Genomic DNA, 24,235 nt, shown 5'->3' with positions numbered 1-24,235 from the left:
AAAATCAAAAAAATTATTTTATCAGTTTGAACAGCGATTTACTCAACCAATTCTGTTTGTGATTCAAGGTTTTATCCAAAATAGAGTCGGCAGTTTGAGCCAAATCATGTAAGGATTTAGTTTGTTTAATCAATTCTTTGGTTGCAGGTGTCCCGTCATCTTTTATAGAACTTAGTTCAGCCAAGGTTTTAATTACGGGTTGAATCTCCCTTCTACTGCGTTCTTTGGCGATAATCCGGGCCAACTCTTGTACATCCTTTTCCGTAGTATAAAACTCCCTGCGTTCACCAGCTATTAATTCCTTGCTTACAATGCCCCAGTCAATAAGCTGTCTAACATTCATACTGGTGTTTCCTCTGGAGATTTGAAGTTCCTCCATGATTTGCTCCGTACTCAAGGGTTCTGTGGAAATAAAAAGCAAAGCTTGAATCTGCGCCATGGCCTTATTGATACCCCATAAAGTGCCCAGACTTCCCCATGTACTTATGAATTTTTGTTTTGCTTCCTGGTATTCCATGGGATAAAGATACAATTATTTTCTTAACTTTCAATAATTTTTGAAAACTAAGAAATATTATGCTATCTTCTTAATCAATCCTGCCCGCTCCAATAGCGGTTCAATTTGGGGTTCGGCGCCCCTAAACCGTTTATAAAGTTTCATCGGATTTTCTGTACCTCCCTTAGACAGCACATGTTCCTTGAACTTGTCGGCAACTTCTGTGTTAAAAATGCCCTTTTCCTTAAAGTAGGCGAAAGCATCCGCGTCCAGCACTTCGGCCCATTTGTAACTGTAGTATCCTGAGGAATACCCGCCTTGGAAAATATGGCCAAAGGCCGTACTCATACAGGTTTCCGGAGTGTCGGGAAATAGATTGGTGCCTTCAAAAGCCTTGGTTTCAAAAGCTTTTACATTTTCGATTGCAGATGGGTCAGCTGCGTGCCATGCCATATCCAAAAATCCAAAGCTCAGTTGGCGTAACGTGGCCATCCCCTCTTGAAAAGTGGAAGATTCCTTGATTTTTGCAACCAATTCCATAGGAATCAGTTCACCTGTTTCATAATGGAAGGCAAAGAGTTCCAGAGCTTCCTTTTCGTAACACCAGTTCTCCATAATCTGGCTGGGCAATTCCACAAAATCCCAATAAACGGATGTCCCGGACAGACTTGGATAAGTAGTATTGGCCAACATGCCGTGCAGACCATGCCCAAACTCGTGGAACAAGGTGGTTACTTCATTAAAGGTCAAGAGTGAGGGTTTGGTCTCTGTGGGTTTGGTAAAATTGCATACATTGGATATATGCGGTCTGCTATTATCTCCATTAATGGTGTACTGCGATTTGTACGACGTCATCCAGGCGCCCCCTCGTTTTCCTGGTCTCGGATGAAAATCGGCATAAAAAAGGGCAATGAATTGGTCCTCTCTATCATAGACTTCATAGGTTTTGACCTCTTCATGGTATTTTTCAACATCAAAAACCTCCTTAAAAGTTAACCCAAACAATTTTTCAGCCACTTTGAATACCCCATTAATGACATTTTCCAATTTAAAATAGGGTTTGAGTTTTTCATCATCCAAATTGAACAACTGTTGTTTCAGTTTTTCAGAATAATAAGCACTGTCCCATTTTTCCATTTGTTCAATACCATCGGTGTCCTTGGCGAAGGATACCAATTGATTGAATTCACGGATGGCCGCCGGTTTGGCTTTGTCCAGCAGTTCATTTAAAAAATCCAAGACCTTCTTTGGGGTTTCTGCCATGCGTTCTTCAAGAACAAAATCGGCATGGGTGGGATAACCCAAAAGATTGGCCCGTTTATGACGGAGGGACACAATTTGCAGTACATTTTCCTGATTGTCCAAGTCATCCCCATGAAACCCCTTGCTCCCAAAGGCCAGCGATAGCTCTTTACGCAATTCCCTATTATCCGCATATTTCATGAATGGGATGTAACTCGGATAGTCCAAAGTGATCAGCCAGCCTTCCTTATCCTTGGATTTAGCCAATTGGGCAGCTGCTTCTTTAGCCCCCTCAGGTAAACCTGCCAAATCTGCCTCTTCGGTGAGGTGCATTTCAAACTTGTTGGTTTCCGCCAATACATTTTCACCGAACTTCAATTTGAGTTTGGACAGCTCGGCATCAATTTCCCGTAATCTTTTTTTTCCAGTTTCATCCAGGTTGGCCCCGTTTCTACTAAAACCTTTATAACGTTTGTCCAACAAGGTTTGCTGTTCGGGTGTCAAGTCGAGCTTGTCCATTTGCTCGTATACCGATTTAACCTTTTGGAACAATTTCTCGTTTAGGGTAATGTCGTTGTTGAACTCGGATAACAAGGGTGAAATTTCCTGGGCAATTTTCTGGATTTCCGCGTTGGTTTCGGCAGAATTTAGGTTGAAAAATACACTGGAAACACGATCCAACTGTTTACCAGAAAAATCCAAAGCTTCCAAGGTGTTCTTGAACGTTGGGGGTTCGGGATTATCTACAATTTGGTCAATTTCTTTTCGGGCCTGTTCAATGGCCTGCAAAAAAGCAGGTTTAAAATGTTCATTTTCAATATGCTCAAAAGGAGCTTGGTCAAACGAATCTAAAAGGGGATTATTCATGGATTTTTGAATTCTTGGATTTTTTGATTTTTCGATGGGCTCTTAGCACATCCGTGGTATAAAAAGTCAATGAGACCACCGCGGAGATAACGGCTGCTATAAAAAAAGCGTAGTTTCTTGCCGTGTCCTTGGTTCTTTTGTTTAATGCTTCAATGGCTTCTTCTGTATATTCCTCTAAATCAATGAAACCATTTTGGTTCAAATCGAAACTTTGTAGCTGTTCTTTGATAAAATACCATCTGACTTCTGTAATAAAAAGCATCAAAGTGTAAAGGGAGAATAGGAGTAGGGCACTTTTCCACAAGCTTTTGTGATGTGGTTGTTTTATTTTTTTTCGCACGGATAACACCACTGCCGTGCTTGCCAGTCCAAACAAAATACCCAATTCATTGTAACTTGGCATTTGTTCCTTCTATCCTTTGTTTTTGCGTACTTCTTCGGCTCCCTTGATAACCTTTTCTTTCAGTCCTTGCTTGTAAACCTCAATCTTGTCGAGGATACATTGGTCGGAGCTTCCCAAGATTTGGGCGGCCAAGATACCTGCATTTTTTGCCCCGTTAAGGGCCACGGTGGCAACGGGTACACCTCCTGGCATTTGAAGAATGGATAGTACCGAGTCCCAGCCATCTATGGAATTACTGCTTTTTACAGGAACTCCAATAACGGGTAATGGGGACAACGAAGCCACCATTCCAGGTAAATGCGCAGCACCGCCGGCACCGGCGATTATTACCCCATAGCCATTTTTGTGGGCATTTTTACCAAACTCAAAGAGTTTCTCGGGGGTTCTGTGGGCAGAGACAATATCCACGTCCACTTCGATATCAAATCCCTTTAAAATTTCAACGGCATCTTGCATAACGGGAAGATCGCTGGTGCTTCCCATGATTACAGCTACTTTTTTCATGTAACATCGGTTTTATTTCTATTTAAAATGCTTACCACTAGCCTTTTAACCATTTCCATTTCCTTAGGTTTGCTGGAAGCAATGAACAAGGTCAAACTAGCCAATGCCTCATTGCTAATAATGCTTTTTCCATCTTTGCTGGTCAGCAAGTTATTGTATTCCAGGAACATCAAAAAGCAGGCAGCTGCAATTCTTTTATTTCCATCGGTGAAAGCGTGATTTTTAACAATCAGATAGAGTAACGTTGCAGCTTTTTCTTCAAGACTGGGATAAAAATCAGAATCGCCAAAACCTTTTGAAATTTGGGCAATTGCACTTTTGAAACTATTGTCTTTCTCGAAACCGAAAATATCGGAATTGAAATCTGCTTTCATCATTTCGATGAGAGATTGATACTGCGATTCCTCGGGGTAAATAGCTTTTTCAAGTGTTAAACCAGACCGATCAAGACTTTGATGATCATAATCATCCAAAAGCGTCAAACCTTCTGAAAACGTTTTGAGATATCCAAATCCATCTTCATGGGCTTTTTCTTCAATGGCTCTGGTAACAATTTGAATGCCTGACTTTAAAATTTGAATCTCTTCTTCTTTTTCCGCTAGCCTTTTTTGGTTAACGACGTAGCCTTTCACCAAATACTCTCTTAGTTTCTGAGTTGCCCACTGCCTGAATTGTACCCCTCGGATAGATTTAACACGATAACCTACGGAAATGATTACATCAAGATTGTACAGATCAATTTTTCGCTCTACAATTCTACCTCCTTCATTTTGTGGAACTATTGCATTTTTTGCAACAGTTGAGTTCCCGACAAGCTCTTTCTCTGAAAAAATGTTCTTAATGTGCCTTGAAATTACAGACTTATCGCGATCGAACAGAATCGCAAGCTGATTCAATGAGAGCCAAACCGTATCTTTTTCAAGGTTTACTTGAATCTCCGATTTACCATCCTCGGTTTTATAAATCTCAATTTTGTGAGACATAATATTATAGTGAAACCACTTTGATCATCTCTTTCACCTGTTGCGCCACCTCTCTAGCGCGGGCCATATCTTCATCCACAATGGTCACATGTCCCATTTTTCGAAATGGTCGTGTTTGTTTTTTACCATAAATATGGGGGGTGACACCTTGCATGTCCAAAATGGACTCCATGTTTTCATACCTTACATTCCCGGTATGGCCTTCGGCTCCCACCAGATTTACCATGATTCCTGCCACCTTACTGTCCGTTTTACCTAGCGGAAGACCTAAAATAGCCCTGATATGTTGTTCAAACTGATTGGTGTAGCTTGCTTCTATGCTATAATGTCCGCTGTTATGGGGCCTGGGGGCCACCTCATTGACCAAAATTTCGTCATCTTGTGTTTGGAACAGTTCCACGGCCAAAAGTCCCACATGACCAATGTTTTCTGAAACTTTCAGAGCAACATCCATTGCTTTTTGCGCAACATTTGCATCGATTCGGGCTGGGCAAATCACATATTCTACCTGATTGGCTTCTGGGTGAAACTCCATTTCCACCACAGGATAGTTTACCAACTCTCCAGATGAGCTTCTGGCCACTATCACCGCAAGTTCATTCTTGAACGCCACCATCTCTTCCGCAATACACTCCACATTGGGGAGGCTTTCAAGGTCTTCAATAGCCCTCACTACCTTCACTCCTTGTCCATCATATCCAAACTGGGCGCTTTTCCATACAAAGGGTAGTGCAAGACCCCCATTGGTAATGCTGTCTTTGATCTCCGAGGTATACGCAAACCGCACAAAAGGTGCGGTAGGGATTCCGTGATCGGTATAAAAGAGTTTTTGGGTGGCCTTGTTTTGAATGATTCGGAGTGCCTTGGTCTGCGGGTAGACTTTTACGCCTTCCTCTTCCAGTTTTTCCAAGGCTTCCACATTTACGTTTTCAATCTCTATGGTAAGCAGGTCAACATCCTTTCCGAAATTATAGACCTTGTCAAAATCCAAAAGATCACCCAGAACAAACTCGTTGCAGGCAATTTTGCATGGTGCCTCTGGGGAAGGGTCCATTACCTTGGTTTGGATATCCCATTTTCGGGTCTCGTAAAGTAGCATTTTGCCCAGTTGTCCGCCACCTAAAATGCCCAATTTAAAGTCGGAAGAGAAGAAATTCATCAATTGAATAATTGGAATGACAGCAAAAATAAGGGAATTCCTTTAAGCAATAAAGATACAGCCGTTGAAGAGGGCTTAAAAATGTTATCTTTGCCAACCTGACAAAATTGATGACCAATTGATTAAGCTTCACGACAAGGTTTTTAAACCCTTTTTGTCCGAAGGACAAATTTTGGCCGCCATTGATAAAATGGCAGCAGAAATAGCCTCGGACTATAAGGGCAAAACACCCATCTTTGTGGGGGTGCTCAATGGGGCTTTTATGTTTGTATCCGATTTTTTAAAAGCCTATCCTTACCCCTGTGAGGTATCCTTTGTTCGATTGAGCTCGTACCACGGACTTACCTCTACCGGTATTGTGGAGACCTTGCTGGATGTCCCAGATAATATTGAGGGTAGGGATGTGATCATATTGGAAGATGTGATCGATACGGGAAGGACCCTCAAACAGTTGGTACATCTGTTTTCAGGAACCAATGTTAAACAGTTCAAGATTGCTTCGCTTTTCTACAAATCGGAAATCTACAACGGCGAATATGCGATTGACTATGTGGGGTTGGAAATTCCAAACAACTTTATTGTGGGATATGGACTGGATTACAAGGAGTTGGGTAGAAATTTAAGAGAAGTATATCAACTAAACCAAGGAAATATGATTAACCTAGTGCTTTTTGGAAAACCCGGAGCAGGAAAGGGAACCCAAGCAGGAGTGTTAAAGGAAAAGTACAATCTGAAGCACATTTCCACTGGAGATGTCTTTAGGTTCAACATGAAAAATGATACAGAGCTCGGAAAACTGGCCAAATCCTACATTGATAGAGGGGATTTGGTGCCGGATGAGGTAACCATTGAGATGCTGAAGGATGAGGTTGAAAAGAACCCTGATGCGGCCGGATTTATTTTCGATGGATTCCCACGAACCGAGGCTCAGGCTGAAGCATTGGATAATTTCTTGGAATCCAAAAACATGCAGGTTGATGCCACCATTGCTTTGGAGGCAGACGATGATGTCTTGGTTTCCCGTTTGTTGGAACGCGGTAAGGAGAGTGGACGTAGCGATGATCAAGACGAAAATAAAATCAGAAATCGTTTTGACGAATACAATCAAAAGACCGCACCTTTAAAGGCATACTACGATAAGCAAGGAAAGTTTCATTCCGTAAACGGAATTGGGGAGATTGCGGAAATCACTGAGCGGTTGAGTGACGTGATTGACCAGTTTGTGGTGATTCAGTAATAGCTTGGTTTTGGATTTGCAACCCACGCTTTCGAATGGCCAGGTTCATTTGAGACCGTTGATTTCCAAAGATTTTATAAACCTTTATCGTGTTGCATCCGACCCAAGGATTTGGGAACAGCATCCCATAAAGGAAAGGGCTGAACTCTATGGTTTTACTCCATTTTTTGCCGAGTCCCTAAAATCCAAAGGAGCCTTGCTGATTTCTGATGTTTCTACCCAAAAAGTTATTGGTAGTTCCAGATTTGTATTGCGACCTACCTTTGGGAAAGCCGTGGAGATTGGATGGACATTTCTATCCAGGTCGTATTGGGGAGGAAAGTTCAATGGCGTGGTTAAGGAGCTGATGATAAAGCATGCCCTTCAAAATATGGAAGAGGTACTGCTTTTTGTTGATAGGGAAAATATAAGGTCACAGAAGGCGGTGGAAAAATTGAATTTTATTCCACCAGACAAATTAGTTATTGACCAAAACCATGACCTAAGGCCAAATGATGTAATTTATAGGGTGCAGGGTATCTGTTAAATCAGTTAGGAAAGATGACCGAGGGAAATTTTGTCGATTACGTAAAGGTTCATGTGGCTTCCGGAAACGGAGGGAAGGGGTCTGTGCATTTGCATCGGGAAAAGTACATTACCAAAGGTGGCCCTGATGGGGGTGATGGCGGTCGTGGAGGGCATGTCATTATAAGAGGGGACAAAAACCTTTGGACACTTATCAATTTTAAGTTTAAAAAGCATTTTAAGGCCGGTCATGGCGAACATGGCAGCAAAAATAGGAGTACGGGCGCTGATGGTGCCGACGTGTATATGGATGTCCCCTTAGGTACCGTGGTTCGGGATACGGCTACCAACAACATTCTCTTTGAGATTACAGAAGATCAAGAAGAGCGCATTGTCATGGAAGGCGGGAAAGGAGGTCGTGGCAACTGGCACTTTAAAAGTGCTACCAATCAGACACCCCGATACGCGCAACCTGGAATCCCTGGACAAGAAACACAGATTACGCTAGAGTTAAAGGTGTTGGCCGATGTGGGTTTGGTGGGATTCCCTAATGCTGGGAAATCCACGCTGCTGTCCGTTATGACTTCGGCAAAACCCAAGATAGCCGACTACGAGTTTACCACCTTAAAACCCAATTTGGGCATTGTCCAATATCGCGATTTCCGGAGCTTTGTAATGGCAGATATTCCTGGAATTATTGAGGGTGCGGCAGAAGGAAAGGGTCTGGGGCATTACTTTCTAAGACATATTGAACGAAATGCCACCCTCCTGTTTTTAATTCCTGCTGACAGTAAGGATATATCCAAGGAATATGAAATTCTTCTGGATGAGTTGCGCCGATACAATCCGGAACTATTGGACAAGGAGCGTTTGGTGGCTATTTCCAAGAGTGATATGCTGGACGAGGAGTTAATGGCAGAAATGAGCGTCGAACTGGATAAAGACCTAAAAGGGGTGTCTTATCTTTTCATCTCATCGGTGGCCCAGCAAGGCATCCAGGAGCTTAAGGATAAGCTGTGGGAGCTGTTGAACGAATAATCTGGCTTTTTTCGATTCCCAAATCAAATATTGATTAATTTTAAAGGTATTCCCGGACGCTATGAAATACCTTTTTTCCATTGTTGTACTGAGTTTGTTGGCTTCCTGTGCGGGAACTCGAGTCAATTATGATTACGATAAGGCAACCGACTTTTCCAACTACACCAGTTACAATTATTTTTCGGATATGGACTCTGGTCTTAGCCAATTGGATGAGAAAAGGTTACTTCGCGCTTTGGACTCCACCCTACAGGCAAAGGGGTTTCTACTAACCGAAGAGCCTGATTTTTACATCAATATTTTAAGCAGTGAATTCCGCAATGTTTCCAACAATGCCGTTGGCGTGGGTATTGGAGGTACAGGCCGAAATGTTGGTGGTGGGGTTTCAGTAGGACTTCCATTGGGGAATTCGGGCATACAACGGCGAATCCAATTTGATTTTGTAGATGCCCAAAAAGATGCACTGTTCTGGCAGGCCACCAGCGAAAGTGGGTATCGTGAAAATGCATCCCCCAGTGTCCGCGAGGATGTTTTAAGAGCTTTGGTCAAAAAGGTTTTTTCCAAGTTTCCCCCACAATAACAGTCGCTCTAATTTGAAAATCAAGGATTTAAGAATTTAAATCTTTTCCAATTTTTTTCTTCTGGATGTAACAAATGTTTTCTAGCACAGTCTAATTAGGATAGTATTACTAATTTTTGAAGAACACTCTAAATCAAAAAACGTATGAAAACTAGACTCAATTTTAAGGCCTTGCAGCTTGCGGGCCTGTCTCTGCTTTTGGGATTTACAAGCTTAGCCCAAGAGAAACCGGGAAACCCTGAACTGGCCACATCTGATGCTGAGCTTCTTTCCTTGGCAGCGTTGGATCAAGGGGATTATAGGTATACGGTTGAAGATTACTTTGCCAATCCCAAAGCCTTTACCTTCAGATTTTCTCCAGATGGAAAATATCTTTCGTATAGGGAGAGCGATGAAAATGGGAAACAGCACATTTTTGTCAAAAATATTGCTACGGGAGAAACCCAAATGGCCATAGAGGAAAAGGAAGAGTTGGTACGAGGCTATGGTTGGCTCAACAATAGCAGATTGTATTATTCCATGGATAAAGGGGGGGATGAAAATTACCATATCTATGCCGTGGACTTGGACGGAAGCAACTTGAAAGACCTAACCCCTTTTGATGGAGTTAGGGCTCAGTTCACCGAATTGTTACGGGAAGACAAGGAACACATTATTGTTTCCATGAACAAGAACAATCCTCAGGTCTTTGAACCGTATTTGGTCAACCTGAATACAGGTGAGAGTAACCAACTATACACCAACGACGACCCCCAAAATCCCATATTTGGCTACAGCTTTGACAAGGATGGGAACTTAAAAGGATTTACTAGAATTAGAGATGGGGTAGAGCAAGATCTCTATTATGAAGATGGCAATGGTGGGTACAAAATTCTAAAGCAACTTAATTGGAAGGATAACTTCGTCATCTTGGATTTCAATTATGCCACACCCAACCCGAATGATGCCTACGTATTGTCCAATCTTGAAAGTGACAAGGCAGAAATTGTACTGTACGATCTGAAAGAAGACAAGAGTTTGGAGACGGTTTTTGTGAACGACATGTACGACGTACAGTCCATGGGTCTTTCCAGAACCAGAAATTATGAAATAGAATATTTCTCTTACGAAGGGGAAAAGAGCATTGTTGTCCCCATCAGCGAACCGTATAAAAAACTGGCGGCAAAAATGAAGTCGGAACTTCCTGGTAAGCAGTTCCGCGTTTTGGATGAAACGGAAGATGAGAATCTCTATATGGTCTATGTGGACAGTGACCGATTGTACGGCGTATATTATGCCTATGACGTAGCTAAAAATGAGCTAAAAGAACTGTACAATACCATGCCTCAACTGAAAGAGGAAGATATGTCCGAAATGAGACCGATAACCTTTACCAGCAGGGATGGAATCACGCTTCATGGATATATTACATTGCCTAAAGCCGCCTTGGCCGGTGAAAAGGTTCCAGTGATCGTAAACCCGCATGGAGGCCCACAAGGCATTAGGGATTCCTGGGGATTCAATCCTGAGGCGCAACTTTTTGCAAGTAGGGGGTATGCCACCTTACAGGTGAACTTTAGGATTTCTGGTGGCTATGGCCGAGAGTTTTTGGAGTATGGTTTTAAACAAATTGGCAGAAAGGCCATGGACGATGTGGAAGATGGACTTCAGTACGTAGTGGACCAGGGATGGGTAGATGGTGACAAGGCTGCCATTTATGGTGGAAGCCACGGGGGCTATGCCGTATTGCGTGGTTTGACCAAGACCCCGGATTTGTATGCCTGCGGAGTGGATTATGTTGGAGTGTCCAACTTGTTCACCTTTATGAAGACCATACCACCCTATTGGAAACCTTACCTCAAAATCATTAAGGAAATTTGGTATGATGAGGACAACCCTGAGGAAAAAGCCATTATGGAAGAAGTTTCACCCGTTTATCAAATGGATAAGATCAATAAACCGCTCTTTGTGGTGCAAGGGGCCAATGATCCCAGGGTAAATATTGACGAGTCTGACCAAATTGTCAGTGGTCTCAGGGAAAAAGGCTATGATGTGCCCTATATGGTTAAATATGATGAAGGACACGGGTTTGGCAAGGAAGAAAACCGTTTGGAGCTGTACAAGGCCATGATGGGCTTCTATGCCAAACATTTGGGGGAACAGGAAATTGCTGCACCTCTTAGGGATTAATAAAGAGATATGAAAAGTATGAGGGAGCCTAAAAGGCTCCCTTTTTTTATGCAATAAATTGAAGTTACCGTTCGGATGCCCAAATTTACCACTGCCCATAAAACCCTTTGTGCAAGGGGTGTGTGGCTTTACATTTGGTTTATCAATACAAAAACAACGAAATGGTCACTTTAGCAAAATTGTTAATATCCCTTCTACTGGATATTCTCGTCTAAAAAAATGTATAACATCAAAAGTCATCTGGAATGAAAAAATTAAACAAAGCGCAACGGCTTATATTTATACTGGGCATCATAGGTACCCTGGTCGGGTTATTTGGCAAATTCAATGGTTGGGAGCACAATGACTATTTCCCGATTTTCTACAGTGGAATGTCGTTTATGTGGATCGCGTTTCTTCCTTCAGGGAAAACTTGTTGCAATTGGTTTAAAAAGCGTACGAAAAGTGTGGAAGCATAGTGAGTTTTCAATAGGTTATATTTGACCTAAGTTGAGCCAAGCGATATGCAATTGACAGAAAGAAAAAGAAACCTCGTCTTTTGGATCCTACAGTTTTTGGGCTGGGGATTCATTAACATGTTATCCCTCTTTGCGCTTAAAAAGGTAAGTGTGGCACTTGTTGTTTATTCCATCATCACTGGAATGTTCATCGGTGTTTTAACTACCTCCCTACTGCGTTGGTATCTAAAACGAAAGGTTGATTTTGAAAACTTCAGCCGTAAGGATTTACTGAAAATTCTAGGGGGATATGTAAGCGGAGCAGGACTTTTTGGTGTCATGAACTATGGATTTGGCTATTTATATGTTAAAAATGGGCCGCAGCTCACAGAAGCCGAGATTAATTTATTCAATACCTACGATAACGTTTGGATTCAAGTCGTAAACTCACTATTCATAATTGGCGCATGGACGGTAACCTATTTGGCCATCAAGTTGCTTCTTAAACTGAATAAGAATCGAATTGAGCGTTTGGAGTTGAACACCCACCTGAAACAGGCACAACTGAATACCTTGAAGGGGCAAATCAACCCGCATTTTATGTTCAACAGCCTTAACAACATTAGGGGATTGATGTTGGAGGATGTGGAAAAGTCGAGGGAGATGCTGACCAAACTTTCAGAAATTTTGCGGTACTCCCTGACCAAAAATAATATTGACGCCATTGCGGTTGAAGAGGAATTGGAGGTGGTGGATAATTACATAGATCTGTCAAAAATCCAATTGGAAGATCGCTTGGAGTTTGTGAAGGAAGTAGATGAGGAAACTTTAAAGCTTCAAATTCCGCCCATGATCATTCAACTGCTCATTGAAAATGCGGTAAAGCATGGTATTTCCAACTTAAAGCAGGGAGGTCGTATTGTGTTGAACCTAAAGCAGGAGGATGGCCTATTAATTATTGAGGTGAAAAACACCGGAAGGCTTCAGATTGGAAAAGATACCACCCAATTGGGGCTAAAGAATATCCGCCAACGATTAAAGTTATTGTATGCGGATAAAGCATCATTTAATTTGAGTGAGATTACCGGAGAGGTAGTTGCCCATATAAAAATCCCACTGGCATGAAAATAGAGGCGGTCATAGTGGAAGATTCAAGATTGGCCCGCAACGAGTTGAAGGAGCTGATCAAAAAGTACCCGGAAATTGATTTGGTAGGTGAAGCCGAAAATGTGGACAAGGGATTTGAATTGATACAGGAAAAAAGCCCTAAACTCTTGTTTTTGGACATTAATATGCCAGAGAAAGATGGGTTTGCATTATTGGAGATGTTGGATGAAGTACCCATTACGGTCTTTACCACTGCCTTTGACGAATATGCTATAAAATCCTTTGAATACAATGCCCTGGATTATTTGCTGAAGCCCGTGAGCGAAAAACGCTTTTCCATGGCTTTGGACAAGGTTAAAAAGAAACTTACGGCAGCTTCGGATGAGCAAGTCACCGATAAAAGGTTATCTGTAAACAGTCAGATATTCATAAAGGATGGGGAAGCTTGCTGGTTGGTAAAAATTGGGGATATCTCCCATTTTGAAATCGTTGGGAACTATACACGGGTTTTCTTCGAGGATAAAAGTCCTATGCTATACAAATCCCTAAATCAAGTTGAGGAGAAACTCCCCGAACAGGATTTTTTCCGAGCCAACAGGCAACAAATTGTGAACACCAACTTTATCGATAATGTTGTGCCCTGGTTTAATGGGAAGCTTAAACTTCAGATGAAGGGCGGCGCAGAAATTGAGGTGTCAAGAAGACAATCCTACATTTTCAAGGATAGAATGAGCTTATAATCAAAAAACGACCTCATGAAAAAAAGGGCCTTCTAAATGAAGGCCCTTTTTTATACTTGTTAGGGTTTGTCAAGCCCTTAATATATCCTTATATCGGTCTTTGTAGCCAACGAGAGCGGCTATATTCAAGATCAAAAGTCCAACAGCTGGGCCAATTCCATCCGGCGCCAAAGTGGCGTGGAACAATACGGCATTGACAGATACGCTCATCAAAATAACGGACATCAATGCACCATACTTGTTTAAAATAAGGGCTAGGCCCGCCAAAATTTCAACCACAGCCACCAAATTCAAGGTTTGTGTAGAAGATAGGGCACCAAAGTATCCCATAACGGCTTCTGGCATTTCTCCCATTGGGATAAAGTGTAGAAACTTATTCAAGCCAAAGGTCAGGACAAAGAGTCCAAGCAAGATTCGTACGACCAGAAAAACTTTTGCGTTCATTTAGTTAAATTTTATTGGTTAAGCAATAAAAATAGCTAAAAATTGCGAATATGTTAAAATTGAAGGGATTAAAATTAAAATATGATTAGAGCGACTTTAATAACCCACCATCAATGGGAATGTTGGTGCCATTGATGTACGCCGCTTTCTCTGAAGCCAAAAAAGTGGCTAAAAAGCCAAACTCTTGCGGACTGCCAATTCGTTTTGCAGGTACCTGCTCTTCCATTCTAAATCGCACCTCAGAAGGCATTACCCCAAGTTTTTCCGCTTTTTTGGCATTGAGTTGAGCTATTCTGTCCGTATCAAAATAACCGGTAAGCACGTTGTTGACGGTAATCCCATCTTTGGCAACATCAAAGGCAAGACTTTTTGCCCAGGTAACCACTGCAGCTCTAATGGAGTTGGATAAGGCCAAATAATTCAAGGGTTCCTTTACCGAAATGGAAGCTACATTAATGATTCTGCCCCATTGTCGCTTTTGCATATGTTCAAAAGCGAGAGTGGTGGTATAAACCACTGATTTAAACAAGAGGTCAAAGGCCTGTTGGTAGTCTTCCACATTTTTTTCCAATGCGCCTCCAGCCTCAGGGCCTTGTGTATTGTTGACCAGAATATCTACGGAGTTTGCTTTAAGAAAGGAAGAAATGGTTTCCTTGAACGATTCAAAATGGGAGAAATCAACCACAAGATATTTGTGTTTTTGTCCTTGGGAGGTATCCAATTCTTGAATAATGGCCTTCATTTTGGACTTGTTTCTAGCCATAAGGGTAACGCTGGCCCCACTATCGGCCAATTGCCGGGCAATGGCTTCACCAATTCCTTTACTGCTACCACCCACCAAGGCTGATTTTCCTTCTAAAGAAATCTTCATAGTTATCTATATTCTTCCCGAACGGGGCTAAAAACGTCCATTAATTTGCAAGGGGTAAGGGCTTTGCCGCCATGAGGAGTATTGGAAGGTATAACAACAACATCACCAGGTAAATAGGTTTGGGTCTTACCATCCAAGGTGAATTCAAATTCGCCTTCCAACACATGCATGATTTGTTCGTGAACATGATGGTGTTCTGGGACAACAGCACCTTTTTCCACCTCCCAAAAGGCCCAGGTCAAGCTCTCGCCATGTACCATTTTTCCATGATAGCCGGGCATAATTTCCTTTGTGTTAATATCAGCTAGGTTCATTGTGGTCAATTTTCCAACAAGATAGAAATTAATAAGATGAAATGTTTGTTTGCATTGGTAGGGTCAATGTCTATTTTTGGTGGATAAAACACAGCAATGAAAATTCATTTTATAGCTATTGGCGGTAGCGCCATGCACAACCTGGCTTTGGCTTTGGCCCACAAAGGCTATAGTATTACGGGTAGTGATGATATAATCTTTGAACCTTCCAAGGGCAGATTGGAGGCTCAGGGATTATTGCCTGCAGCATTTGGGTGGTTTCCAGAAAAATTGAATAATGAGTTGGATGCTGTGGTTTTAGGAATGCATGCCAAAGCTGATAACCCTGAGCTGCTCAAGGCACAGGAATTAGGGCTGAAAATATATTCTTACCCCGAGTTTTTATACGAACAATCAAAGCATAAAACCAGGGTGGTCATTGGGGGTAGTCACGGAAAGACCACTATTACCTCCATGATCCTTCATGTACTCAATTACAACGACATTGATGTGGATTATATGGTGGGTGCCCAACTGGAGGGCTTTGAAAGAATGGTGCACTTGACCGAGGACAATGATTTTATTGTTTTGGAGGGTGACGAATACCTTTCCTCCCCAATTGATAGACGACCTAAATTTCATCTATATCAACCCAACATAGCCCTCTTGAGTGGTATTGCTTGGGATCACATCAATGTTTTTCCAACCTATGCCAACTATGTGGAGCAGTTTCAGATTTTTGTTGATGGCATTGTGCGTGGTGGTAGCATTACCTTCAATACAGAGGATAAAGAGGTTGCGAAAGTGGTGGAATCGTCCGAGAATGCCATTAGGAAGTTTCCTTACAGCACTCCTGACCACAAAGTAGTTGATGGAGTTACGTTTTTGGAAACCCCAGAAGGTGATATGCCCGTTGAGATTTTTGGGAAGCACAACTTGAATAATTTGGCCGGAGCCAAATGGATTTGCCAACAAATGGGGGTGGATGAGGCTGACTTTTATGAAGCTATAGCTACGTTTAATGGAGCTTCCAAACGCATGGAGAAAATTGCGGAAGGGAAAAATAAAATAGCCTACAAGGATTTTGCCCACTCTCCCAGTAAAGTAAAGGCGACCACAAGTGCGGTAAAGGAGCAATACCCAAACCGCAAATTGATTGCCTGCTTGGAACTCCATACCTATAGTAGCCTGAACGCAGAGTTTCTTCAAGAATACAAAGGAGCTCTGGATGCTGCAGATGTGGCCATGGTTTTTTATTCACCAAAGGCGGTACAGATCAAACAATTGGATGAGGTGACTTCTCAACAAATAGCCAATGCTTTTCAACGGGACGATGTTCTGGTTTTTACGGATCCAATATCGTTTCAAGACCAACTTTTTGCTACAGATTTTGATAATTCCGCTTTGCTGCTCATGAGTTCTGGGAACTATGGTGGGCTAAATTTTGAAGCAGTCAAGGAGCTTTTCAGTTAGTATATAGGGTAATTTTGTCAGTTTTGGCGGTAATGGAATAGTTGTTGTCTTCCATGGGCATGGAATTGTCCAAACCAAAGCTGTCCAAAAGAATACTGAAACGGATTCGGCGTGTAGCCTACATATTTCTTTCTGCCTATATGCTTGGAGTGTCCAATGTGGTTTTGGAAGAAGACCGGTTGATCAACGATACACGGGCAAAGGTTGAGCAGCAAGAAATCCAAGACAACGACGATAACCTATAAATAATCCTGTCTAGACGCCAAATTGCCTCAGATGGTGGTCTAAATGTTTGTACTGCATTTGCCCCCATTGTTCAGGCGTAAAATGCCCAAAAGCAGGATGTGGATCCCATTGCTTTTTATCTTTTTCTTCGTGAAACTCCTTAACAAACCCTATTAAGGCGTTTTTTTCAGTTCCAAATTCCTTGTTCTCCAAAACTTTGAAACCCTTTGCAGTGGGAAGATTGGGTTTCCATAACTTATCATCGTACATGCCTTTTTTAAAACTTCTAAATAGAAATTTCATTAAGAAATTCGGCTTTTTCATCCTATATTTACCTAGCGCCAAACGCAAAGGAAATTGGCAATGATATAACATCTGCCCAACTTCCATCTTACCCCATAGACCTTTGGAAGACTCGTTAAGTAGTCCTATCCTGTCTATAACCTCGTCTAGAGTACCGGAATCAAATAGTGATTTCATTACTTAAGCTTTAAATAAATTTACAAACTATTACCCTACCTTTAGGCTATGCATGAAAAAACAGCTTCTTTTTCCATAAAACAGTGGGCAGAAGATGACAAACCCAGGGAAAAATTGGTGAACAAAGGGCGTACGGTGCTATCAGATGCAGAACTCATTGCCATTTTAATTGGCTCTGGAAGTAGAAAGGAAAGCGCAGTGGGACTATCCCAACGAATATTGGCAACCGTGAACCATAATTTAAATGAATTGGGGAAACTTTCTGTCAACCAGTTGAAGCAGTTTGAGGGTATTGGGGATGCAAAGGCCGTGACCATTGCCGCAGCCTTGGAAGTGGGAAGGAGAAGGCGAGGTGAAGAAAGATGTAGTACCACCAAAATTGAAAATAGTCAGGACGCTTTTGAAATTTTGCATCCCGTTATGGGAGAACTGGAGCATGAAGAATTTTGGATACTCTACCTGAACAATTCCAACAAAGTGATTCATAAAGCTTTACTGAGCAAAGGAGGAATCACTGGAACCCTAGTGGATGTAAGATTAGTGCTGAAGCAAGCTCTGGAACTAGGTGCTGTGGCCATCATTTTGGCACACAACCATCCTTCGGGTGGCCTAAGGCCAAGCGCAGCAGACAAACATATTACCAAAAAACTAAAGTTGGCATCAGAGGCCTTGGATATCAAAGTTTTGGATCATTTAATATTAACCCAGTACGGATATCTCAGCTTTGCGGATAAAGGTATGCTCTAATTGAACGGTTTAAATGCTATTGATATTTACCCATAAAATAACCAATCGGCTAACATATACCGCAAAGCAGCTATTTGAAAAGATTTTGGGGATTGAGGTCATTTTCACCACCAAAGTAGAGGACTTCATAAAGCATACCGGGCCTAAACTTACCTATTCCAAGCAACCGCTACAAAATGAATTTTTTATCCGAAGCAATGATCTTTTGTTTGAACAAGGAATAAACGATTTGGATATAAAGGTGAACGACTGGAATGGAATTCCCTGTTTTTTTGCCACCGATGATAAAAGTGCTATTCCCTATGATATTTTTTCGGCCAGCTTTTTCCTGCTGAGCAGATATGAGGAATATTTACCACATGTTAAGGACAGTGTAGGCAGGTTTCCGGCCAAGGAAAGCATTGCTTTTCAACATAAGTTTTTGGAATTGCCAGTAGTGGACTTGTGGGCCCATCAACTACTGAAATTGCTTAAGGAACGTTTTCCTGATATGGCCCATGGAGGTAAAACTTATTCATTTACGCCCATTATTAATGTTACCACATCCCATAGTTATGCCCATAGAGGATTGGCCAGAAGTTTGGGTGGCTTGTTAATGGATTTGGGATCCTTTAGAATTCGCAAAATGTTTCAGCGGTTTTTGGTGTTGTTAGGCTTTAGGAAAGACCCCTTTGATAATTTTTATGCATTGGTGGACATTCATAAAAAGTTCCCGATAAAAAGCATGTTCTTTTTTCAGTTTGCCAAATATTCTACCCACGACAAGAACATTTCCCCGAACAACAACAAGTTCCGGTATCTGATTAAATCCATAGCAGATTATAGCATTGTTTCCCTGAGCACCTCTTTTTTGTCATCAACCAACATGGCAGTTCTCAAAGAGGAAAAACAGCAGCTGTCCAACCTTATCAACAGACCCATCAACTATTCCCGTTTAAGGTACAATAGGGTAAACGTACCATTGACCTATAGAACTTTGATAGAGACCGAATTTACAGATGATTTCTCGATGGGATACACCCATGAGATCGGCTTTAGGGCAGGAACATGCACGCCTTTTTATTTTTATGATATCAATATGGAGGTTAGGCAACCGCTCAAGGTACATCCCTTCGCGGTGCATGACTATGCGCTTCAACAATACAAAAACAAGGAGGAAGTCTTTTCAAAAATGGATGGGATCTACAACGTGGTCCGTAAGGTGAATGGGGGCTTGATAACGGTTTTTTCCAATGAATTACTTGGAAGTAGTCACAAAATAAACTGGATGGAGCTCTACCAATCTTTGCTAAGGCGGTACTATGTTTAAAAACCATATAACAGACATTTTTTTTGATTTGGATCATACCCTATGGGATTTTGAAAGGAATTCTGCCCTCACTTTTGAGAAAATCCTAGGGCAAAATAACATTGATGTGAACCTGGATTCTTTTTTAAAGATCTATGTGCCAATCAATTTGGATTATTGGAAATTGTACAGGGAAGATAGGATTACCAAAGCCGAGCTACGGTATCAGCGATTGAAAAAGACATTTGACGCATTGGGAGCGCAAGTTTCCGATGAGCATATCGATTTACTTGCCCATGAATATATCCTGCATTTGTCCACTTTTACCCATCTGTTCCCAGATACTGTGGAGGTTCTGGAATATCTGTCCCCAAAATATAATCTGCACATTATAACCAATGGTTTTCAGGAAATCCAGGAAAAAAAGCTTAAAGGAGCCAACATTGACCGCTATTTTGAGCATGTCATCAATTCAGAGGAAGCGGGTGTAAAAAAACCCCATCCGCAAATATTTCATATGGCCTTGGATCGGGCTAGGGTTTCCGCGGAAAATTCCTTGATGGTGGGCGACAGTTTGGAAGCTGATATTCAAGGGGCAATTGCGGTTGGATTCCAAACCCTCCATTTTAATGCACATAACGAGGCAAACCACAAGATTTGCCCAATGATTAACAATCTGAGTGAAATAAAAGGGATTTTATAGAGTTATAGTAGGGTACAGCATGGCCCCGTTGTTCTATAAGAAAATTGCTTTTTATCCCATGAAAAGATTGCTTTTTCGCTGCATAATGGCGACCATGGTCGTGTTGTTTACCTACTCCTGTGCTGAAGAACAGGATTTCAATCAAGCTGATGATCTTAACGTAACACCGACGGTTGCCTCCAGTTTATTTTACCTGGAGTCTACCGAGGAGTTTATCAACTTGGCAACCGTAAATCCCACTTTCTATTCGCATACGTTCAATTTTGACCCATTTAATGAACAATTTGTGGCCGATAATTTATTGGACGGTGCCCTTCTTTATGAAATTGAAAACACCACAAGCAAACCCTTGACTTTTTCCATAGAATATTTGGATGAGGGTGGAAATGTCTTGGATGTTGAAGTTTTTGATGTGGAACCTGAACCTGCACCCTTATTGACGGTAAGGGTGGCCTATGGCCCTGGAGGAAAGAACTTGGACATTTTAAGAAATACCTCCAGCCTAAGGGTGACTGCACAAAATTTGGGCGACAACTCAAGTACGTCAGCAGCCTCGGAACCCAAGGTGGTGCTTAGATCTGCTGCCGAATTTAGATTCGAGTTGCTATGAGATTTGGGGCATTGTTCTTTTTTTCCATGTGTTTTGGGATAGGTGTATTGGGTGCCCAAAACAAACAAATACTTTACGATTTCTATGAAATTCCCCAGTCGTTAATGATCAATCCAGGGGTGAAGACCATGGAAAAATGGCATACTGGCATTCCAGCCCTTTCAGGTTTCTATCTGCAGGCGGGTTCCAGTGGGGTTACGGTCAATGACCTATTTGCCAATGATGGGGTAGATTTTACCACCAAGGTGCGGGAGCGGGTTATTAATGGGATGAGCAAAAGGGATGATTTTAGCTTCAACAGTCAAATAGAAGTGTTTAATGTTGGGTTTCGCAACCCAAATCGGCCAGACGATTATTATTCCTTTGGATTATATGAAGAATTGGACATGATTGTGTACTGGCCACGGGATTTGGCCATTCTAGCCTTTGAAGGCAATGGTGGAAACAATATTGGGAGGAGTTTTGACCTTGGCGATTTGAGCCTTAGGGGAGAAATGGTGAGTGTGCTTCATTTTGGGATAAACAGAAAATTGAACAACACGCTTACGGTCGGGGCAAGGGCCAAAATCTATTCCGGTATTTTCCAGTTTCAATCTACAGGGAATAGGGGAACCTTCACAACTACCCTTGGTCAGGACAACATTTATAGAACCTCCTTGGATGTGGATATGCAACTTCAAACGGCAGGGGTGGATGAAATCACTGATGTTTTGGAGGAAGATTCTTCATCAATCACAAATCTTTTAAGGAGAAGAATTTTATTTGGAGGCAATCTAGGGTTGGGATTCGATGCTGGATTCACCTATAAACTTACTCCCCAAACCACAATAACCGGAAGTCTATTGGACATGGGATTTATCTATAATTCCAAAGATATCCTAAACTATAAAGTCAGTGGGAGCATAGCCAATGAAGGATTGACCGTGTTTTTGCCAGAGGATATCAATGACCTTGACAATGATCTTTGGCAAGATTTGGTGGATGAGATTGAAGAGGCCATTCCGTATGAGGAAAATGACTCGGGCTATATTTCTTTTAGACCAGTGAAATTATATGGGTCAATCCGCTATGATTATGGTCAGGCCGAATCTACTTATAACAGGGATTGTGGTTGTGCTGTAACCGGTGAGGAGGGAAAAAACAATGATATGTATAGGAACAGTGTGGGAGGCCAACTTTTTATGATGAAAAGACCTCGGGGAATACAAGCCGCGCTAACGGGATTTTATCAAAAAAGACTAGGGCGCACGTTGGCTTTGAAAACTACCTACACGGTGGACAAATATTCATTGACCAATATTGGATTGGGTCTAAATCTTCAGGCTGGCCCTGTAAATTTCTATATTATGGGCGACAATCTTTTGGCCTATAGAAATGTGGCGGATAGCCATTATGCTTCTTTACAGTTCGGATTTAATATTATATCTTGGAACGATAATTGATTATCTGTTCCATATGAAATCTCGACTATTACTTTTATTGGTATTTGCAGTTGGCGCGGGGAGTGCGTTAAATGCCCAATTGGACAACTATAAATATATCATTGTACCCAAGCAATTTAGTGCCTTTAACAAAGAAAACAGGCACCAGACCAGTACTACGGTCAAATATTTATTTACCCAAAAAGGATTTACCGCTGTATATGATGACAGTCTTCCGGAAGATCTGGCCAATAATCGTTGTCTGGGACTCCTTGTGGAATTGGATGATTCATCTAACATGTTCAGCACCAAAACCACACTTGTTCTCAAAGATTGTCAAGGGGATGAGGTATACAGGACAATTGAGGGGAGAAGCAAGATAAAAGAGTACCGTGCTGCCTATAGGGAAGCCTTGGGTGAGGCTTTTGCCCCCATCCAAGCCATGCTATACAGTTATACTCCAAAGGAAGAACCGAAAGAAGAGAAAAAAGAAGCTCCCATTACAGTGAGTTTTAAAAACGATATTAAATCGGTTGAGGAGAAACCTGCACAGCCAACACCTAGGGTAGTGGAGCAGGTGGCCACCCAGGAAGAACAGAGTTTTAAAAGCATGGAACCTGTGGCTTCCAATATGAAGAAGGTGGAAAAAGCCGAGGCTCCTGCCAAAAATCTTTTGTACGCCCAACCCACGGAAAATGGATATCAATTGGTGGATAGTACGCCCAAGGTGGTGCTTAAACTGATCAAAACCTCAGTGGACAATATTTTCTTGGTGGATGATGATGCCAGGAGTGGTATGGTTTTCAAAAAAGGGGACAAGTGGTTGCTTGAATATTCAGATAGCAGCGGAAAGAAGCAGGAAGAACTCCATATTAAGTTCTAGAAGTTGTATTTGTCCTTCCAGCGTTTTTTAAGAAAATCCTTGATGGCTTTTTCCCTGGGATTATCCCCAGGTTTGTAAAAGGTGGTTCCTTCTATTTCTTCTGGTAGAAATTCAAAGTCTACAAAATTGTTTTCATGGTCATGGGCATAGTCATACCCTTTACCATACCCCAAATCCTTCATTAACTTGGTTGGTGCGTTTCTTATGGCCAAGGGTACGGAAAGGTCTCCCGTTTCCCTTACTTTTTGCTGTGCCAGCTTAATGGCTGCATAACTTGCATTGCTTTTAGGGGAGCTAGCCAAGTAGGTAGCACATTGACTTAGGATTATCCGGGCTTCAGGATAACCTATGGTATTGACAGCCTGAAATGTGGAATTGGCAAGAACTAGGGCAGTTGGATTGGCATTCCCTATATCTTCGGAAGCCAAAATCACCAACCTACGGGCGATGAATTTTACATCTTCACCCCCCTCGATCATTCGGGCCAACCAATATACGGCTGCATTGGGATCACTGCCACGAATGGATTTGATAAATGCCGAAATAATATCATAATGCTGTTCTCCCGTCTTGTCGTAAAGCACCGTATTCTTCTGCACTTTGTTCATTACGGCATCGTTGGTCACCGTAATTTCATCCCCGCCTTCCGCATTGACGATCAATTCAAAGATGTTCAACAACTTTCTCCCGTCTCCACCTGATAATCGCAATAATGCCTCAGTTTCCTTTAAATGGATTTTTTTCGATTTTAGGATGGTATCGGTGTCCATCGCCCTATGGAGTAGGGCTTCCAAATCGCTTTTATCAAACGGATTGAGGACATATACTTGACAGCGTGACAATAAGGCGGGAATTACCTCGAAACTGGGGTTTTCAGTGGTAGCACCAATCAAGGTTACCCAACCTTTTTCCACAGCCCCCAATAAGGAATCTTGTTGGGATTTACTGAATCTATGAATCTCATCAATAAATAGAATGGGATTTTTGGCTGTGAAAAGCCCTCCGCTTTGTTTGGCCTTGTCAATAACTTCCCGTACGTCCTTAACTCCGCTGCTTATGGCGCTTAAGGTATAAAAAGGGCGTTCGCTTTCATTGGCAATAATATGGGCAAGTGTGGTCTTTCCAGTTCCTGGAGGCCCCCAAAAAATCAAAGAGGGGATAATACCGTTTTTAATTTGATGGGTCAGGGAACCTTCCACACCCACCAAATGGTTTTGGCTTATGTAATCTTCTAAGGTTTTTGGGCGTATGCGCTCTGCAAGCGGTTCATTCATACCGATAAAAATAAGATAAATTAAAGGATGAAATTGAAGTGCATTTCTTCTAATTTT

26 protein-coding genes are annotated in these 24,235 nt (G+C 41.9%); 15 read left to right on the top strand and 11 right to left on the bottom strand.

Features of this window, described 5'->3' with window-relative positions:
* Nucleotides 1–13: 13 nt before the first annotated feature.
* Genes ACRHOZ_RS05465 through ACRHOZ_RS05440 form a run of 6 tightly spaced genes read right to left on the bottom strand, consistent with a single transcriptional unit; the run spans nt 14 to nt 5,654 of the window.
* Nucleotides 14–517, bottom strand: a complete 504-nt coding sequence (locus ACRHOZ_RS05465; RefSeq protein ID WP_431123200.1) for a GbsR/MarR family transcriptional regulator — start codon at nt 515–517, stop codon at nt 14–16.
* Between the two features lie 57 nt (nt 518–574).
* The gene (locus ACRHOZ_RS05460) at nt 575–2,605 is read right to left on the bottom strand and encodes a M3 family metallopeptidase (protein WP_431123197.1); all 2,031 of its coding nucleotides are present in this window, start codon (nt 2,603–2,605) and stop codon (nt 575–577) included.
* Nucleotides 2,598–3,008, bottom strand: a complete 411-nt coding sequence (locus ACRHOZ_RS05455; RefSeq protein ID WP_431123195.1) for a hypothetical protein — start codon at nt 3,006–3,008, stop codon at nt 2,598–2,600. The genes ACRHOZ_RS05460 and ACRHOZ_RS05455 overlap by 8 nt, the downstream gene beginning before the upstream one ends.
* 9 nt (nt 3,009–3,017) lie before the next feature.
* On the bottom strand, nt 3,018–3,512 hold the full coding sequence (gene purE, locus ACRHOZ_RS05450; protein WP_420400722.1) for a 5-(carboxyamino)imidazole ribonucleotide mutase: 495 nt from the start codon (nt 3,510–3,512) through the stop codon (nt 3,018–3,020).
* On the bottom strand, nt 3,509–4,495 hold the full coding sequence (rhuM, locus tag ACRHOZ_RS05445; protein WP_431123192.1) for a RhuM family protein: 987 nt from the start codon (nt 4,493–4,495) through the stop codon (nt 3,509–3,511). The genes purE and rhuM overlap by 4 nt, the downstream gene beginning before the upstream one ends.
* 4 nt (nt 4,496–4,499) lie before the next feature.
* Nucleotides 4,500–5,654 carry a 5-(carboxyamino)imidazole ribonucleotide synthase gene (locus ACRHOZ_RS05440; RefSeq protein WP_431123189.1) on the bottom strand — a complete coding sequence of 385 codons (1,155 nt, stop codon included), beginning with the start codon at nt 5,652–5,654 and terminating at the stop codon, nt 4,500–4,502.
* 118 nt (nt 5,655–5,772) lie between these two features.
* Here ACRHOZ_RS05440 and ACRHOZ_RS05435 point away from each other — a divergent pair, with 118 nt between their 5' ends.
* The 7 genes from ACRHOZ_RS05435 (at nt 5,773) to ACRHOZ_RS05405 (ending at nt 13,466) form a co-directional block, all read left to right on the top strand.
* Entirely contained in the window at nt 5,773–6,891 is a 1,119-nt protein-coding gene (locus ACRHOZ_RS05435; protein ID WP_431123186.1) for an adenylate kinase, read from the top strand.
* A gap of 10 nt (nt 6,892–6,901) precedes the next feature.
* Complete coding sequence (locus tag ACRHOZ_RS05430) at nt 6,902–7,417, top strand: GNAT family N-acetyltransferase (RefSeq protein ID WP_431123183.1); 516 nt, start codon at nt 6,902–6,904, stop codon at nt 7,415–7,417.
* Between the two features lie 14 nt (nt 7,418–7,431).
* Nucleotides 7,432–8,433, top strand: a complete 1,002-nt coding sequence (gene obgE, locus ACRHOZ_RS05425; protein WP_431123181.1) for a GTPase ObgE — start codon at nt 7,432–7,434, stop codon at nt 8,431–8,433.
* Between the two features lie 61 nt (nt 8,434–8,494).
* Nucleotides 8,495–9,013 (top strand): DUF4136 domain-containing protein, encoded by a 519-nt coding sequence (locus ACRHOZ_RS05420; RefSeq protein WP_431123179.1) that lies wholly within the window; start codon nt 8,495–8,497, stop codon nt 9,011–9,013.
* A 144-nt stretch (nt 9,014–9,157) separates the two neighbouring features.
* Nucleotides 9,158–11,182, top strand: a complete 2,025-nt coding sequence (locus tag ACRHOZ_RS05415; RefSeq protein ID WP_431123176.1) for a S9 family peptidase — start codon at nt 9,158–9,160, stop codon at nt 11,180–11,182.
* 503 nt (nt 11,183–11,685) lie between these two features.
* Nucleotides 11,686–12,744 carry a sensor histidine kinase gene (locus ACRHOZ_RS05410; RefSeq protein WP_431123174.1) on the top strand — a complete coding sequence of 353 codons (1,059 nt, stop codon included), beginning with the start codon at nt 11,686–11,688 and terminating at the stop codon, nt 12,742–12,744.
* Complete coding sequence (locus tag ACRHOZ_RS05405; protein ID WP_431123172.1) at nt 12,741–13,466, top strand: LytR/AlgR family response regulator transcription factor; 726 nt, start codon at nt 12,741–12,743, stop codon at nt 13,464–13,466. Before ACRHOZ_RS05410 ends, ACRHOZ_RS05405 begins: the two co-directional genes overlap by 4 nt.
* A gap of 69 nt (nt 13,467–13,535) precedes the next feature.
* Here the strand turns inward: ACRHOZ_RS05405 and ACRHOZ_RS05400 are convergent, their stop codons facing one another.
* The 3 genes from ACRHOZ_RS05400 to ACRHOZ_RS05390 form a co-directional block, all read right to left on the bottom strand.
* Nucleotides 13,536–13,910, bottom strand: coding sequence for a DoxX family membrane protein (locus ACRHOZ_RS05400; RefSeq protein WP_431123170.1), 375 nt, complete (start codon nt 13,908–13,910; stop codon nt 13,536–13,538).
* Nucleotides 13,911–13,995: 85 nt separating this feature from the next.
* Nucleotides 13,996–14,781: an SDR family oxidoreductase gene (locus ACRHOZ_RS05395; RefSeq protein WP_431123168.1), complete on the bottom strand. Its 786-nt coding sequence runs from the start codon at nt 14,779–14,781 to the stop codon at nt 13,996–13,998.
* Nucleotides 14,782–14,783: 2 nt separating this feature from the next.
* Nucleotides 14,784–15,095 (bottom strand): cupin domain-containing protein, encoded by a 312-nt coding sequence (locus ACRHOZ_RS05390; protein WP_431123165.1) that lies wholly within the window; start codon nt 15,093–15,095, stop codon nt 14,784–14,786.
* A 96-nt stretch (nt 15,096–15,191) separates the two neighbouring features.
* On the opposite strand from ACRHOZ_RS05390, the gene ACRHOZ_RS05385 reads away from it, so the two are divergent.
* Both ACRHOZ_RS05385 and ACRHOZ_RS05380 read left to right on the top strand, forming a co-directional pair.
* Nucleotides 15,192–16,547 (top strand): UDP-N-acetylmuramate--L-alanine ligase, encoded by a 1,356-nt coding sequence (locus ACRHOZ_RS05385; RefSeq protein ID WP_431123163.1) that lies wholly within the window; start codon nt 15,192–15,194, stop codon nt 16,545–16,547.
* Between the two features lie 53 nt (nt 16,548–16,600).
* The gene (locus ACRHOZ_RS05380) at nt 16,601–16,792 is read left to right on the top strand and encodes a hypothetical protein (RefSeq protein WP_431123161.1); all 192 of its coding nucleotides are present in this window, start codon (nt 16,601–16,603) and stop codon (nt 16,790–16,792) included.
* A gap of 10 nt (nt 16,793–16,802) precedes the next feature.
* Here ACRHOZ_RS05380 and ACRHOZ_RS05375 read toward each other — a convergent pair whose 3' ends face one another.
* Complete coding sequence (locus tag ACRHOZ_RS05375; protein ID WP_431123158.1) at nt 16,803–17,252, bottom strand: DUF1569 domain-containing protein; 450 nt, start codon at nt 17,250–17,252, stop codon at nt 16,803–16,805.
* 48 nt (nt 17,253–17,300) lie between these two features.
* Between ACRHOZ_RS05375 and radC the strand changes: the two genes are divergently transcribed.
* From radC to ACRHOZ_RS05345, 6 genes are read left to right on the top strand one after another with little or no spacing between them, the layout of a single operon-like run.
* A complete protein-coding gene (gene radC / locus ACRHOZ_RS05370; protein WP_431123155.1) occupies nt 17,301–17,999 on the top strand; it encodes a RadC family protein in 699 nt (232 codons plus the stop codon).
* A gap of 13 nt (nt 18,000–18,012) precedes the next feature.
* The gene (locus ACRHOZ_RS05365; protein ID WP_431123153.1) at nt 18,013–19,308 is read left to right on the top strand and encodes a polysaccharide deacetylase family protein; all 1,296 of its coding nucleotides are present in this window, start codon (nt 18,013–18,015) and stop codon (nt 19,306–19,308) included.
* Nucleotides 19,301–19,990, top strand: coding sequence for a YjjG family noncanonical pyrimidine nucleotidase (locus ACRHOZ_RS05360; protein ID WP_431123151.1), 690 nt, complete (start codon nt 19,301–19,303; stop codon nt 19,988–19,990). The genes ACRHOZ_RS05365 and ACRHOZ_RS05360 overlap by 8 nt, the downstream gene beginning before the upstream one ends.
* Before the next feature lie 58 nt (nt 19,991–20,048).
* A complete protein-coding gene (locus tag ACRHOZ_RS05355) occupies nt 20,049–20,600 on the top strand; it encodes a hypothetical protein (RefSeq protein ID WP_431123149.1) in 552 nt (183 codons plus the stop codon).
* The gene (locus ACRHOZ_RS05350) at nt 20,597–22,042 is read left to right on the top strand and encodes a DUF5723 family protein (protein ID WP_431123146.1); all 1,446 of its coding nucleotides are present in this window, start codon (nt 20,597–20,599) and stop codon (nt 22,040–22,042) included. Before ACRHOZ_RS05355 ends, ACRHOZ_RS05350 begins: the two co-directional genes overlap by 4 nt.
* 13 nt (nt 22,043–22,055) lie before the next feature.
* Nucleotides 22,056–22,904, top strand: a complete 849-nt coding sequence (locus ACRHOZ_RS05345) for a hypothetical protein (protein ID WP_431123144.1) — start codon at nt 22,056–22,058, stop codon at nt 22,902–22,904.
* Here ACRHOZ_RS05345 and ACRHOZ_RS05340 read toward each other — a convergent pair.
* Nucleotides 22,901–24,178 (bottom strand): replication-associated recombination protein A, encoded by a 1,278-nt coding sequence (locus ACRHOZ_RS05340; RefSeq protein WP_431123142.1) that lies wholly within the window; start codon nt 24,176–24,178, stop codon nt 22,901–22,903. The two genes, ACRHOZ_RS05345 and ACRHOZ_RS05340, sit on opposite strands and share 4 nt — an antisense overlap.
* Nucleotides 24,179–24,235: the final 57 nt, after the last annotated feature.

Origin of the sequence: Flagellimonas flava, assembly GCF_050617915.1 — a bacterium.
Classification (GTDB): domain Bacteria; phylum Bacteroidota; class Bacteroidia; order Flavobacteriales; family Flavobacteriaceae; genus Flagellimonas; species Flagellimonas flava_A.
Note: the sequence above shows the minus strand (reverse complement) of the source record. Positions and strands in the feature narration are given on the sequence as shown.